This window comes from Corynebacterium breve (assembly GCF_030252165.1).
GTDB lineage: Bacteria > Actinomycetota > Actinomycetes > Mycobacteriales > Mycobacteriaceae > Corynebacterium > Corynebacterium breve.
In genome coordinates, this window is the sequence record NZ_CP126969.1 from 1,283,916 (window position 1) to 1,297,462 (window position 13,547).

Consider the following 13,547-nt stretch of genomic DNA (forward strand, 5'->3'; position numbering starts at 1 on the left):
GCTCACCTTCCTTGATGCGTTTCGAAATAATTTTACAGGGAATGAACGCCAGTGGATCCGTAGCCACCAGCACCGCGCTCGGTGTCATCGAGTTCTTCGACTTCGACAAAATCGACAAGCTCAACGCGCTGCACGACAAGCTGCGCGATGCGCATCCCGCGAGTGATCTCAATCGGAGTTTCCCTATCGAGGTTGATCAGGCACACCTTGATTTCGCCACGGTAGTCCGCATCGACAGTGCCCGGAGTATTAACAATGCTCAGCCCCTGCTTCGCCGCCAGACCAGAGCGAGGATGAATCAACCCCACGGTGCCCAAAGGCAACGCCAGTGCGATTCCAGTGGGCACTAACTGACGCTCGCCCGGAGCAAGAACGACGTCTACGGCAGAGTACAGATCCACGCCTGCGTCACCGCGATGTGCGCGTTGCGGGAGCGGTAGTTCAGGATCCAAACGACGCAGCGGAATCGGGCCAAGGCTTTCTTCGTTAATAGTCACGGTTCCAGACTACGGGAGCGTTAAGCGCGACGGGGAATAGAGTTTTCGTGTCGACCTCACCTAAAGTTGGATACGTGACTGATTCGACTGGTGTGCAAAATTCTTCATCAACCACTCTGTACCGCGAACGCCAATGGGTTCCTTGGTACTGGTGGGCAATGGCGGCGGGCCTTGCCCTTTTGATAGCTTTCCAGTTCAGCTTGAACCGCAACTTCTGGTGGTTTCTCATCCCACTTCTCGTCGGGCTCCTGCTGATGGTATGGGTTATGTTTTGGATGTCTAAGAACGTGTTAGAAGTTGTGCAAGACCCCGACGGATCGCGCTGGCTGTTGGCTGGCGATGCAAATTTGCCTGCCTCAGTCGTTGACCGAGCGATGGTGGTCCCGGAAAGTGCAAAACAAAACGCCCTTGGCCGACAGCTCGACCCAGCAGCGTTTGTCGTTTCTCGGGGGTGGGTCAAGGAATTAGCGTTGATTGTGCTCAATGACCCTGAAGATCCGACTCCATATTGGTTGCTCTCCAGCAAGAATCCCGGGCAGCTTCTCCAGGCATTTGTGCCTGAGCAAACCATGACTCCAAATAAGTAACCCGGCTGGTTTCCAGCCGGGGTAAGTCGTTATTCGCAGTCCAAGCAGATCTTCGAACCGTCTGGCTCAGTGTAAGCCAGGCGAACATTTTTCTGCACCAAGAAGCACGAAGAACAGGTGAACTCGTTCTCACGACGTGGAACCACAGTGACGTTGAGCTCCTCACCGGAAAGATCAGCTTGTGGAATCTCGAAGGAGTCTACGATCTCGCCTTCGTCGTCCATGCTGCTTCCCGCAACCTCAGCAGCCTTCAGTCCTTCGAGCGAATCTGTTTCAAGCTCGTCGTCCATGCGGCGCCGCGGAGCATCGTAGTCGGTAGCCATTCAGGTGCCCTTCCTTGGTCAAATCTTGATAAAAAATGGTGTTGTCAGTCATTCAAGTTGACCCGAAGTGGTCCTTCGCTCATTGAGCATCCCATACAGGTAACTTTCGACGCGATACTAGAGCACCAAATTCAATCTGTCATATCACCAGCTCAGTGGGGCAGATTTTGGCTAGCCCCGCTCTCCTCAACTAACGCTCGAAAATTGTTGGTAATTCCCGGAGCGGTGACGACAACAAGTCGCCCTTCGACGCCCGATACGTCCAGTTCAGGGACTACAACCCCACAACCAGCTTCCCTTGCGATCACAGCCCCCGCTGCGTAATCCCACGGGTGCAAACCATGCTCGTAATAAGCATCCACATGCCCCTCCGCAACGCGACACAAATCCAGCGCCGCCGCACCCATCCGACGAATATCGCGCACCTTTGGCAGCAACGTTGTCAATATCTGTGCCTGAGCTTCACGCCGACGTGCCGTGTAGCCGAACCCCGTGGCTACAAGGGCTTGCTCAGTGTCAGTGACATGGGAAGCCTGCAGTGGTGCAGTCTTGCCGTTGCGCCTCACGCTCGCCCCTTCGCCGCGAGCGCCAAGGTACAACTCCCCTGTAGCAACGTTGAGCACAGCGCCCGCGACCAACTCACCATGGATGGCGACACCAATCGACACCGCATAGACAGGAAGGCCGTACAGAAAATTCACCGTTCCATCGATGGGGTCAACGATCCACTGCACGCCGCTTGTCGATGACTTATCCGCGCCTTCTTCACCAACGATTCCGTCCAACGGCCTCTCCGCCGATATCCGCCCCACGATGTACTTTTCTGAAGCCTTGTCCACAACTGTCACCGGATCCACAATGGAAGACTTCGTATCCGCATCAAGTCGGTCCTCTCCTGCAAGCTCCGCTCGTTGGGTGCGGACCAGCTCGCCTGCCCCAAGGGCGATATCGCAGGCAAGGTCTCGGAATTCTGCTGGGGTGAAGACTTGGGAAACAGTTTCGCTCATAGCCACCATTGTGCACCCAGAGTTTCCAATCGGCAGTGGATTCTTGGCTGCAACATCGTCGTAACATAGACGGCCTTGTTTTTGTATGGTTGTGGTTATGAGCAACGAGTCAATCGGTTTGGGAATCGATATCGGTGGATCCGGCGTCAAGGGCGCCCTAGTCAACTTAGACACAGGCGAATTTGTCGGTGATCGCATCAAGATCGCCACTCCGAAGCCCTCTACCCCAGAGGCTGTGGCTGACGTGGTCGCTGACATTGTCCATCAGAAAGAATGGAACGGCCCCGTTGGCATCTGCATGCCTTCAGTGATCAAGAACCAGACTGCGTTGTCTGCAGCGAATATCGACAAGTCGTGGATCGGTGTCAACGTCCACGACCTTTTCACCAAGCGGCTCGAGGGCCGCAAAGTTGCGGTGCTTAACGACGCCGACTCAGCAGGCCTAGCCGAAGTAGCCTACGGTCACGAGAACGCACGCCAGGGTTCCGTCATCTTCTTAACGTTTGGCACCGGAATCGGATCCGCCTTCTTCATGAACGGAACCCTGTTCCCCAACACCGAGTTGGGTCACATGCTCGTCGGCAAGCAGGAGGCAGAACACCAAGCTTCCTCCGCGGTCAAAGAGAACGAAGAGCTCGGCTTTAAGAAGTGGGCAAAACGCGTTGACACCGTCCTTGCGGAATACGAAAAGCTCTTCTCCCCTTCTTGCTTCATTGTTGGCGGTGGCATTTCGCGCGAACACGAGAAGTGGGTACCGCGGTTAACTGTGGAGACTCCCGTATATCCAGCTGAACTGCGCAACCGCGCTGGGATCGTCGGAGCAGCGATGGCTGTCGACGGTGATGTAACTCCATAAAACTTCAGGCGAAACCCAGTACTGGGACCAATGCTCAAAATCAAGACGGTATACTGTACTGTTAACCGAGTTGCTCACGCAAGAGCAGGGAATATTTTGTTTCCCACCGCGTTTCTACGTTGAGTTAGGGTTTTGCGTATCCTTGGGCAATACGACTCAAGACGCTTCTCAGCTACCAGTATTTTATGGTTCCTGACCAGCAACGAGAAAGCACGACGATCAAGGCGAAAGGGCGTACGTGGCAGCCAGCACATCTTCCAGCAAGGCAAACGCAGCGGACGTGGATGTAAACACGACCAGCGGCGTCGCCAGCGACGGCGAAAACAAGCAGGCGGAGCCCAAGAAGGCGACCAAGAAGACCGCTAAGAAGACCGCCAAAAAAACTGCGAGAAAGACGGCCAAAAAGACAGTCAAGAAGACTGCGAAAAAGACCGCTCGTAAGACTACGAAGAAGACGACCAAGAAAACGACGGCTAAAAAGGCTACCGCCAAAGCCGACGACGCAGTCACCGATTCCGAGGATGAGCTTCTAGAAGACGACCTTGTTGATGAGGTCGATGGTGCGGAAACCGACGAGGACGAGGGCGACTTTGACCCTACCCTCGCCGACGATGAAGAGTTCGCGGATGAAGACGAGGAAGACGAAGAGGAAGACGAAGGTTCCTCAGTCTGGGACATCGAAGAGTCCGCGGCACTTCGCCAGGCCCGCAAGGACGCACAGCTCACTGCTTCCGCCGACTCTGTCCGTGCATACCTCAAGCAAATCGGTAAGGTTGCCCTTCTCGATGCTGAGCAAGAGGTTTCACTTGCAAAGCGCATCGAGGCTGGTCTTTATGCTCAACACCGCTTGGACGAGATGGCACGCGCTGCAGAAGAGGGCGACAAGGATGCCAAGCTCACCCCTGCTGTGAAGCGTGACCTTCGTGCGGTGGCTCGTGACGGCCGCAAGGCCAAGAACCACCTGCTCGAAGCAAACTTACGCCTGGTCGTTTCGCTGGCAAAGCGTTACACCGGCCGTGGCATGGCATTCCTTGACTTGATTCAGGAGGGCAACCTCGGCCTCATCCGCGCTGTGGAGAAGTTCGACTACTCCAAGGGGTATAAGTTCTCTACTTACGCAACTTGGTGGATTCGCCAGGCGATTACCCGCGCTATGGCTGATCAGGCTCGTACGATCCGTATCCCTGTGCACATGGTCGAGGTCATCAACAAGCTCGGCCGTATCCAGCGCGAGCTACTGCAGGATCTGGGCCGTGAACCTACCCCGCAAGAGCTGGCCAAGGAAATGGATATCACCGAGGAAAAGGTCCTCGAAATCCAGCAGTACGCCCGCGAGCCAATCTCTCTCGACCAGACCATTGGCGACGAAGGCGACTCCCAGCTTGGAGATTTCATCGAAGACTCCGAGGCTGTTGTCGCAGTCGATGCCGTCTCCTTTACCCTGCTCCAGGACCAGCTCCAAGACGTGCTTCACACCCTGTCCGAGCGCGAAGCTGGGGTTGTGCGCCTCCGCTTCGGTCTCACCGACGGCATGCCTCGTACCCTCGACGAGATCGGCCAAGTTTACGGCGTGACGCGCGAACGCATTCGTCAGATCGAGTCAAAGACGATGTCCAAGCTGCGTCATCCGTCGCGCTCCCAGGTGCTACGCGACTACCTGGATTAGTATTACGCCCCTGCTTTACGACGAAGCCCCCGCGACCGGAATCATTTCGGTCGCGGGAGCTTCGTCGTTTCGTTTATTAGTCCAACTGCGGTGGTGCTTGTCTATTTGCGGGGTTGTGCGCGGGGTTGTGTGGAGGCTGCTGAGCAGGAATTGGATGAGCTGGAAGCTCGGCCTGTGGCGGTTTCCACTGCGTAGGTAGGCCATTTTTTCCATACGAAATTCTGCGGTGAAGCCATTCAAACGGCCCCGGAGTACCGGTCATTTCCAGGATTACGGCAAGAATTAGCGTGACTAGCCATACTCCTGTCGCGACAACAAGTACTAGCGCAGCACCAATATCTGTAAGCAGGTTCAATGTGAAAGGTAGCGCCAAGATGAAGAACAATACAGACTGCATCAGGTAACCGGACATCGAGCGCTTGCCCAGCGCTACAGGTGCCCGGAGCCACAGCGGCACGACATCAGTCTCTGCGTAGCGTCTTTGCACTGGCATCAAGACGACCGTCACCAACGCCACAATCGCAGGTCCAGTAATGTAGCCGAAGTTCAGGTTCAGCGTGCTGAATGTCTCTGCCCACTCAGGATTGATAAATCCGGCGGCGGATAGTCCCCAAGGCAGACCGATAAAGAGCACTACTGCTGCACCAGCGATGATCCATGCCCAAAGCGTGCGCAAGTGCTTTTCCGGCTCATGGAGTACGCCAGTGCGGGCAAAAAGGAACCCGATCAAAATCACAGGGAAAATAGTTCCCGCTGAGGCTACAACGCCAAAGACGTATCCGGCGATCGATCCAAGACCAAGCAGCATGTATCCCAGATAGTTTTCCGGCAGCGTAAAGCTGTAGTTGATCATCTTGTCGCCGAATGAGTTCATCATGAAAAAGGTGAATGCAGTTCCCACCGTCACTCCAAGACCGAGCAGCACTCCTGCAATCCACTTAATGGCCTTGTTCGATAGACCGATCATCAACGCGACGATCATCGCCAGTAGGCCATACAAAATCATGATGTCGCCGAAGAAGAGGAAAATGCAGTGGATGACACCGAACAGAGCCAAGAAACCATAGCGGCGAACGAGGACCAGCATTGCCTTGTTGCGAGGGAACTGACGACGCTGCAAGCTGAGCGAAATCAATCCGATGCCGAAGCCGAGCAGAGTCGCAAACATCGGGAGTCCGCGCACATGCGCAAACATTGCGGAAAAGACCATCGCTAGTTGATCCAGAAGATGATGAGTTTCCGAGGCTCCTGGGTAGAAGCCTCCCAGCATCGAGTCGCCCTCCGCGTCGATGGGGATCGCCCACGCCGTGGGGAGGTTGGCTACTGCGATGCCTAGCAAAGCCAAGCCGCGGGCCACATCGGGCGCAAGAATGCGCTTCGAGGTGGTTCCGCGGCGTTGAATTTTTTGAGCGGTATCCACGATTTACTGGTTCGCGTTTTCGATGACGTCTTGGACGCACTGCTCATACTCGTCTGGCGAGTCCAGGAGGTGCTCACAATCTTTCATGCCAGATTCCTGGTAGAAGGACATCATGCCAACGCCGAGGAACAGGAGGCCAACAGTCATAACCAAAGCGATGATGGAAGTGACCACACCACCAATCGCCATGCCCTTACGAGTCACAGGGCCGGTGATCTTGTTTGCACGACGGATACCCATGATGCCGAGAATCAGGCCGATGATCGCGGCGAGCGTGCCTACTGGGAACAGGAAAATGGTGATGACAAGAACGATGCCGACGATGCCCAGGATCAAAGACCACAGTGCAAGGTTGTTCTTTTCCACTGGCTGCCCAGCCTGGTAGCCACCCTGGTTCGGGTAGCTTTCCTGTGCCGAGTAGCCGGTCTGATCGGAGTAGCTGGAGGAGCTACCAGCTCCATCGGTGGGGCCACTCTGTGGATAGGACGAGGTGTAGTCCGTTCCACCCTGTGCGGAGTCTCCGCCGGGGTTGTTGTATGGGCCGTTGTCCGGCTGATTGTTGCCAAAAGGGTTGTTTTGGTTCGAATTGTCCGTCATGAGGGAGGGTATCCTTCCATCGGTATCGCATCGGGCAAATATGTTCCCTTCTACAGTACAGTTCCCGGACGGTCCCCGCTTATGAAAACGGAAATCACCAATCGCTAAGGTAGGCGATTCTCTCGCGCAACTGCTCGGCAGAGCATAGAGCCGTGGGAGGCCCGCCACACGCTTTTCTCACCTCGGTGTGAATCGAACCGTGCGGACGTCCTGTTCGACCCGCAGTAATCGATACCAATGTATTTAACTGTTTGCGCAGTGCTGGGATCTCATCGGAGGCGACCCCCGATGATCCAGGGTCTGAATCGTCTGGCTTCTTCTTAGTCGAAGTCCCGAGCATCTCCTCGCGTTCTCGCTGCTCTCTTTCTGCTGCCCGGCGCGCCTTTTCTTCAGCTTCTTGCGCGTCGAGTTGATCGCTTTGCCGCTTGCGCAGCAGAGTCTTTACTTGCTCTGCATCGAGTAGACCTGGAAGGCCGAGATATTCGCGTTCTTCTGCGGAACCTGCGAGGGTTGGGGTTCCATAAGTAGATCCATCGAAAATGAGCGAGTCCAACTCCGCCGACGCCCCCAACGCCTCGTAGGTTCCGGGCTCGTCAGGTTCGTTCTGCTCTCGGTTAGCCTCCGCCACCAAGTCGTCGTCCCAGCCGTCCTTTTCTCGGTGGGGCTTGCCCAATACGTGATCGCGAGAGACCTCCATCTCTTCAGCTAGGCGAAGCAGTACCGGCACAGAGGGCAAAAACACCGATGCGGACTCGCCCGGCATTCGGGAACGCACGAAGCGACCGATTGCTTGAGCGAAGAACAGTGGCGTCGACGCCGATGTCGCATACACACCTACGGCGAGTCGAGGAACGTCGACGCCTTCAGACACCATGCGGACTGCCACCATCCACTCGTCGCGTGACGCGGAGAATTCATCAATACGCTCGGAGGAACCGGGTTCATCAGACAAGATGACTGAAACCGGGGTGGAACTTAAGCTTTCGAGGATTTTCGCATAGGCACGTGCTGTTGTCGTGTCCGTTGCTATGACCAAACCACCTGCATCTGGCATGTTGGTGCGTACCTTTTGAAGGCGCGTGTGCGCAGCCGTCAAGACAGCCGCGATCCAATCCCCCTTTGGGTCCAACGCGGTTTTCCACGCGCGGGCAGTTTGCTCGGGGTTGAGGGGCTCACCGAGGCGGGCCGAATACTCTTCCCCGGCCGAGTCACGCCATTGTGCCTCGCCAGAGTAGGCAAGGAACACCACTGGACGAACAACACCGTCTTTAAGCGCTTCGGCGTAGCCGTATGTGTAATCTGCTCGCGAAACTTGATGGCCGTCGCCGTCTTCTTCGTAGCGCACAAACGGAATCGCCGAATCGTCTGAGCGGAAAGGCGTACCGGTCAAAGCGAGTCGGTGCTCGACATCGTTGTAGGCCTCGTAAACGCCATCGCCCCAGCTTTTGGAGTCACCGGCATGGTGAATCTCATCCATAATCACCAGCGTCTTGCGTGACGACGACACCGCGTGGTGCTTAAACGGGTGCATGCCAACTTGCGCATAGGTTACAACGATGCCGTCAAAGGCTGGGTTAAACGCAGATGAATTGGTGAAATTGGGATCAAGCGAAATTCGAAAACGCTTCGCTGCCTCGCTCCACTGATGCTTCAAGTGTTCAGTAGGCACCACGACGATAAGGCGCTCCACCGAGCGATCCGCCAGCAGCGTGGCAGCCAACGTCAAAGCAAAAGTAGTCTTACCCGCGCCTGGCGTAGCCACTGCGAGGAAGTCTCTTGGCTTCTTGTGGAGAAACTGATCAAGGGCCTCTTGCTGCCATATACGCAGCTGAGGCCCTGGCGCAGGTTGGGTCACTTGCGACGCAACCCCTTAAAAATGCGCTCGCAGTCAGGACACACGGGAGAGCCGGGTTTTGCTTGCTTGGTTACGGGGAAAGTCTCTCCGCACAGTGCAACGACCATCTTTCCGCTAACGGCAGATGTCACGATTTGGTCCTTCTTCACGTAGTGGAAGAACTTCGGGGTGCCATCATCGGTCCCCGTGGTGGTGTCTTCACGAATATCTGGGCGCTCAATGGTTTTCGTCGTCGTTCTCACATTCTCCATCATGCCTCACTTTCTTCAATTTCTTAAGCTGTTCGGGCTACCCTTGGAATACATGGACGGCGTAGAAGGCAAAGATTGGGTTGACGCGGATGCTCCTCCGGAGGAGCATCCCCGTCGTCGGTTCTCGCTGCGCCCCCGCAAACCAGAACTCATCACCGATGCGACAACGTCGCCGGAACAAAACCGGCACACTCGCGAGGTTAAGTATCTGGTCTTGCAGTTGCTGCGTGTGCCGTTCATCTTCGCCAGCATCTGGCTCGGTTTCGAGCAGATGTGGTGGCCCGCGGCGTTCTTCTTTACAGTGTCTGTCCCCATGCCGTGGATTGCGGTCGTGATCGCTAACGGTCGCGGCGAGCCACGCGATTCGCGTGCGCGAAACGTGTACAAGCCGGCCGTCGCTCGTCACCACGCCATTGAGTCGGAGAAACAGATTGCTCTTGAAGCGCGTCATGGGACAGGTGTGGAGCACAACCTTCCCGCTACCATCGATCATGATGACATCATCAACGGGGTGATCGATCACGATGATCCCCCAGCCGGACACTAACTACTTGAGGAGTTTTTGAGTGGATTCTGCATCTTCGCGTCCTGAAACGGCCCGCGCGCTCGTCGATAAGCTTGCCGAGCTGAGCTTCACCGCTGATGGCATTGCGGGCTACTTGGGTCCGGAGGTAACAGAGGCCCTTTATCGCGGAGAGCCTGGCGTAGTCATGTCCGCCACGAATGGCAACGACGCGCTCGCTGGCCTGATCCGCTTTTTCCTACTGCGTCTGCCGACAAGCGGCGAGATCTTGGGCGAGCTAATTGGGCATCGCCTTGCTGCCTCGCTTATCGACGAAGCGTTTGTCCACGTCACGCCCGCGGGTGAAGTACAGGTTGCCGTGGATATTCGCCCTCACATCATCGCCGGAAAGAACCGGGTGGTGTTTTCTGACTTGGATGCCTCAGTGACTGATCATGTCCCAGGTCCCGACCACGTTCTCGGCGTCGGTGCGGCGAGTTTGTCTCTGTTATCGGCAACCCCGCTCTCCCCTGTCGATTCCGTATTGGACTTGGGCACCGGTTCTGGAGTGCAAGCTTTGGCACAGGCAGATTCTGCGATGCGCATTGTCGCAACGGATGTCCACGAACGCGCGCTGCAAATGGCTCGGTGCACAATGGCGGGTGCCCATGTGAGAAATGTTGAGATTAGAACGGGGTCTTGGTTCGAGCCGGTGGAAGGAGAGTCTTTCGACCGGATCGTGGCTAACCCTCCTTTTGTAGTGGGGCTGCCCGAGGTGGGACACGTCTATCGCGACTCTGGGTTGAGTTTGGATGGGGCGACGCAGCTCGTCGTTAAGCATGCCCCTGCGCATCTGAACCCCAACGGTACGGCCTACACCCTCGGTGCCTGGGTGCACACGCGCGAGGAATCGTGGGCAACCCGCATCGCGTCGTGGCTGCCTAAGCGTGGTGTATCCGCTTGGGTAATTCAGCGTGATGTTGCCGATCCGGGGCAATACGTCAGCACTTGGCTGAAGGATGAATCCATCGATCCACGCTCGCGCGCGGGTATTGAGCGCACTCAGGAGTGGCTTGAGTACTTCCGCGAAGAAGGTGTGATCGGTGTTGGGTTCGGCTGGATCTTCTTGCGTGATATCGGTGATCGTCCAACGGAGGTTACCTGTGAGGAAGTCCTACAGCCGTTTACTGATCCTTTAGGTCCTGAAGTTGATGAGTACTTTGAACGCATTGGCTGGCTCCGGGACAAAACAGCCGCCGAAATCCTCCAGAGCACGTATCTTGTGCGACCGGGAGTCGCGCGCGAAGAGGTCAGCCTTGCAGATAGCGAGACCGGCATGGGTTTTACCCCACAGGTCATTCGCTTAACGCGCACGGACGGTCCGCGTTTTAGCCACGAGGTTGACCGAGCTTTAGCATCGATCGTCGCAGGACTTCACCCGCAGGGATTGAACCTCGAAGAAACTGTCGGGCTGTGGGCTGCTGCACAGGGCATTGACGACGAAGAAGAGCTCGCGTCGTCCGCCGTTTCCGCCGTAGTTGATCTCATTCGCCACGGGCTGATCCTGCCATCAGACATTGCAACGACGCAGGCCTAGATAATCGCATAGAGACCGCCGAGAGAGGAACCGAGAGAGGACAATCCGTTGAAAGCAGTACTGACCCGTGTGACCGAAGCTGCCGTCACCGTCGATGATGAAGTTGTGGGCAGCATTTCGTGTCCCGACACCGGTGGCATTTTGGCCCTAGTCGGAGTCGGTCGTGATGACGACGCGAGCGCATGGGAGACAATGGCGCGTAAGATTGCAGAACTGCGCATCTTAGACGGCGAGAAATCGGTCACCGATGTCCAAGCCCCCGTGCTTCTGGTGAGCCAATTCACTTTGATGGGTAAAACCGCAAAGGGCAGGCGCCCATCATGGTCTGATGCGGCTCCGGGTGAGGTAGCGGAACCAACCATCGCGAAGATCGCGCAGGCGTTGCGGGAACGTGGAATTCGTGTGGAGGAAGGCCGGTTTGGCGCCATGATGAAGGTTTCAAGCGTGAACGACGGTCCTTTTACGGTTCTCGTCGAAGCCTAATCTACCCCCGGTTGACCTGCTTTTATGTCAACTTCCTGTATTGGGAACAATCTGCGCGCATCAACCGTTGTGACTATAGACTGGCAAACCTTCAAGGAGGCAGATTTATGACTCAACCGTCACCCGCACAGGAGATGGACGAGAAAGTTGACCGTGGAAGCCGCCGCAATCAAACAAACGACAATCCCGCTGCAGATCTTGTCCGCGTTTACCTCAACGGCATCGGCAAGACCGCACTACTTGACGCTGAAGAGGAAGTAGAGCTCGCACAGCAGATTGAAGTCGGCCTGTACGCCCAGAAGTTGCTCGATGATCCAGACGCCAAGCTCACCCGCGCGAAGAAGCGCGACTTGAAAATCTTGGCAAAGCAGGGCCGTAAGGCTCGTGCCCACCTTCTAGAAGCAAACCTCCGCCTTGTCGTTTCGCTTGCAAAGCGCTACACCGGACGCGGAATGCCACTGCTGGATTTGATCCAGGAAGGCAACTTGGGCCTGATTCGCGCGATGGAGAAGTTTGATTACTCCAAGGGATTCAAGTTCTCCACCTACGCCACTTGGTGGATTCGACAGGCAATCACCCGCGGAATGGCAGATCAGTCACGCACGATTCGCCTCCCAGTACATCTAGTCGAGCAAGTCAACAAGCTCTCTCGCATTAAGCGCGAAATGTACCAATCCTTGGGTCGTGAACCGACCAACGAAGAGTTGGCAGAGGAATCCGGCATCGAGGAGCACAAGATCGAAATGCTGCTCCGTCAATCTCGTGATCCAGTCAGCCTCGATATGCCGGTGGGCGCTGATGAAGAGGCACCTCTGGGTGACTTCATTGAAGACGCGGAAGCAACAGATGCGGAAAGCTCTGTCGTTGCAACGCTGCGCCACGACGATATTCAGAAGGTAATCGGCTCCCTAGAGCAGCGTGAGCAAGACGTCATCCGCCTGCGCTACGGCCTCGACGACGGTGTGCCACGTACATTAGATCAGATCGGACGAAAGTTCGGACTATCTCGTGAGCGAGTACGCCAGATTGAGCGGGAAGTAATGGCTAAGTTGCGCGTGGGCGAACGTGCGGAAAAGCTGCGCGATTACGCCTAATCGAAAATCGTTGCTCTGACCACATGGTGCCAATTCTGCGGTACCATGTGGTCATTCGTTTCCGCCATGGGAGTGGCGGAGTAATTTTTTTGTGAATGCCTGAGGTAAACAAGTAATGCGTGATTTGGTCGATACAACGGAGATGTACTTGCGCACCATCTACGAGCTTGAGGAAGAAGGAATCGTTCCCCTCCGCGCCCGTATTGCTGAACGCCTCGACCAATCCGGCCCAACCGTCTCACAAACCGTCGCGCGCATGGAACGGGACAAGTTGGTCGTCGTCGAAGACGACCGCAGCCTCTCGCTTACCGACGAAGGCCGTTCCCGCGCAACCTCCGTTATGCGCAAACACCGGTTGGCAGAGCGGCTTTTGGTCGACATCCTCGGATTGGATCTTTCACTCGTGCACGAAGAAGCCTGCCGCTGGGAACATGTGATGAGCGAGGCTGTGGAAAAGCGTGTCATTGCCGTCCTCGACGACCCGACCCGCTCCCCTTTTGGCAACCCCATTCCTAACCTCACCGGTCTTGGCATCGCCTCACCCGACTCCGTGGAAATTGGCACGCGCGCAACCGACCTCGACCTTTCCAACCCAGTGTCGGGCACGGTAGAGCAGATCCATGAGATCCTCCAGCTCGACCCCGTGCAATTCTCCGCGCTGACCGAGGCAGGAATCACCGTTGGTGACGAAGTCACCCTGTTCGACGACAACGGCACCATCGTCGTTGCAAGCTCTACAGGGGATGAAGTTGAGCTTTACGACGACCTCGCGCACGCCTTCCGCATCACCCTGGCACAGTAGAATTTTGCCC

15 protein-coding genes are annotated in these 13,547 nt (G+C 56.2%); 8 read left to right on the top strand and 7 right to left on the bottom strand.

Translation table 11 applies throughout. The features are described 5' to 3' along the window. Positions 1-32: 32 nt before the first annotated feature. Entirely contained in the window at positions 33-497 is a 465-nt protein-coding gene (gene dut, locus QP027_RS06310; RefSeq protein WP_284823359.1) for a dUTP diphosphatase, read from the bottom strand. Positions 498-571: 74 nt separating this feature from the next. On the opposite strand from dut, the gene QP027_RS06315 reads away from it, so the two are divergent. After that, complete coding sequence (locus QP027_RS06315) at positions 572-1,084, top strand: DUF3093 domain-containing protein (RefSeq protein WP_284823360.1); 513 nt, start codon at positions 572-574, stop codon at positions 1,082-1,084. Between the two features lie 29 nt (positions 1,085-1,113). Here QP027_RS06315 and QP027_RS06320 read toward each other — a convergent pair whose 3' ends face one another. Beyond that, a complete protein-coding gene (locus QP027_RS06320; RefSeq protein WP_284823362.1) occupies positions 1,114-1,407 on the bottom strand; it encodes a DUF4193 domain-containing protein in 294 nt (97 codons plus the stop codon). Positions 1,408-1,559: 152 nt separating this feature from the next. Beyond that, a complete protein-coding gene (locus tag QP027_RS06325) occupies positions 1,560-2,414 on the bottom strand; it encodes an inositol monophosphatase family protein (RefSeq protein WP_284823364.1) in 855 nt (284 codons plus the stop codon). A gap of 97 nt (positions 2,415-2,511) precedes the next feature. On the opposite strand from QP027_RS06325, the gene ppgK reads away from it, so the two are divergent. Then, a complete protein-coding gene (gene ppgK / locus QP027_RS06330) occupies positions 2,512-3,270 on the top strand; it encodes a polyphosphate--glucose phosphotransferase (protein WP_284823366.1) in 759 nt (252 codons plus the stop codon). 238 nt (positions 3,271-3,508) lie between these two features. Further along, on the top strand, positions 3,509-4,936 hold the full coding sequence (locus tag QP027_RS06335) for an RNA polymerase sigma factor (RefSeq protein ID WP_284823367.1): 1,428 nt from the start codon (positions 3,509-3,511) through the stop codon (positions 4,934-4,936). Between the two features lie 76 nt (positions 4,937-5,012). Here QP027_RS06335 and QP027_RS06340 read toward each other — a convergent pair whose 3' ends face one another. The 4 genes from QP027_RS06340 to QP027_RS06355 all read right to left on the bottom strand — a co-directional run bounded on the left by QP027_RS06340 (position 5,013) and on the right by QP027_RS06355 (position 9,062). Next, positions 5,013-6,356: a DUF418 domain-containing protein gene (locus QP027_RS06340; RefSeq protein ID WP_284823368.1), complete on the bottom strand. Its 1,344-nt coding sequence runs from the start codon at positions 6,354-6,356 to the stop codon at positions 5,013-5,015. A gap of 3 nt (positions 6,357-6,359) precedes the next feature. Beyond that, the gene (locus QP027_RS06345) at positions 6,360-6,953 is read right to left on the bottom strand and encodes a DUF4190 domain-containing protein (protein ID WP_284823370.1); all 594 of its coding nucleotides are present in this window, start codon (positions 6,951-6,953) and stop codon (positions 6,360-6,362) included. Positions 6,954-7,047: 94 nt separating this feature from the next. Further along, complete coding sequence (locus QP027_RS06350; RefSeq protein ID WP_284823372.1) at positions 7,048-8,808, bottom strand: DEAD/DEAH box helicase; 1,761 nt, start codon at positions 8,806-8,808, stop codon at positions 7,048-7,050. Next, positions 8,805-9,062: a DUF3039 domain-containing protein gene (locus QP027_RS06355; RefSeq protein WP_284823374.1), complete on the bottom strand. Its 258-nt coding sequence runs from the start codon at positions 9,060-9,062 to the stop codon at positions 8,805-8,807. Before QP027_RS06355 ends, QP027_RS06350 begins: the two co-directional genes overlap by 4 nt. A gap of 49 nt (positions 9,063-9,111) precedes the next feature. On the opposite strand from QP027_RS06355, the gene QP027_RS06360 reads away from it, so the two are divergent. The 5 genes from QP027_RS06360 to QP027_RS06380 all read left to right on the top strand — a co-directional run bounded on the left by QP027_RS06360 (position 9,112) and on the right by QP027_RS06380 (position 13,537). After that, positions 9,112-9,606, top strand: a complete 495-nt coding sequence (locus QP027_RS06360; protein ID WP_284823375.1) for a DUF3099 domain-containing protein — start codon at positions 9,112-9,114, stop codon at positions 9,604-9,606. A 19-nt stretch (positions 9,607-9,625) separates the two neighbouring features. Continuing rightward, the gene (locus QP027_RS06365) at positions 9,626-11,158 is read left to right on the top strand and encodes a DUF7782 domain-containing protein (protein WP_432418580.1); all 1,533 of its coding nucleotides are present in this window, start codon (positions 9,626-9,628) and stop codon (positions 11,156-11,158) included. A gap of 48 nt (positions 11,159-11,206) precedes the next feature. Beyond that, positions 11,207-11,641, top strand: a complete 435-nt coding sequence (dtd, locus tag QP027_RS06370) for a D-aminoacyl-tRNA deacylase (protein WP_284823378.1) — start codon at positions 11,207-11,209, stop codon at positions 11,639-11,641. Positions 11,642-11,748: 107 nt separating this feature from the next. After that, entirely contained in the window at positions 11,749-12,735 is a 987-nt protein-coding gene (locus QP027_RS06375) for a sigma-70 family RNA polymerase sigma factor (RefSeq protein ID WP_284823381.1), read from the top strand. A 115-nt stretch (positions 12,736-12,850) separates the two neighbouring features. Further along, a complete protein-coding gene (locus QP027_RS06380) occupies positions 12,851-13,537 on the top strand; it encodes a metal-dependent transcriptional regulator (RefSeq protein ID WP_284823383.1) in 687 nt (228 codons plus the stop codon). Positions 13,538-13,547 lie beyond the last annotated feature (10 nt).

What these genes read in the sequence shown, in the direction of transcription:
- QP027_RS06320 (WP_284823362.1), bottom strand. Translation starts at nt 1,407, where the DNA reads ATGGCTACCGACTACGATGCTCCGCGGCGCCGCATGGACGACGAGCTT.
- QP027_RS06325 (WP_284823364.1), bottom strand. Translation starts at nt 2,414, where the DNA reads ATGAGCGAAACTGTTTCCCAAGTCTTCACCCCAGCAGAATTCCGAGAC.
- ppgK (WP_284823366.1), top strand. Translation starts at nt 2,512, where the DNA reads ATGAGCAACGAGTCAATCGGTTTGGGAATCGATATCGGTGGATCCGGC.
- QP027_RS06345 (WP_284823370.1), bottom strand. Translation starts at nt 6,953, where the DNA reads ATGACGGACAATTCGAACCAAAACAACCCTTTTGGCAACAATCAGCCG.
- QP027_RS06355 (WP_284823374.1), bottom strand. Translation starts at nt 9,062, where the DNA reads ATGATGGAGAATGTGAGAACGACGACGAAAACCATTGAGCGCCCAGAT.
- QP027_RS06360 (WP_284823375.1), top strand. Translation starts at nt 9,112, where the DNA reads ATGGACGGCGTAGAAGGCAAAGATTGGGTTGACGCGGATGCTCCTCCG.
- QP027_RS06375 (WP_284823381.1), top strand. Translation starts at nt 11,749, where the DNA reads ATGACTCAACCGTCACCCGCACAGGAGATGGACGAGAAAGTTGACCGT.
- QP027_RS06380 (WP_284823383.1), top strand. Translation starts at nt 12,851, where the DNA reads ATGCGTGATTTGGTCGATACAACGGAGATGTACTTGCGCACCATCTAC.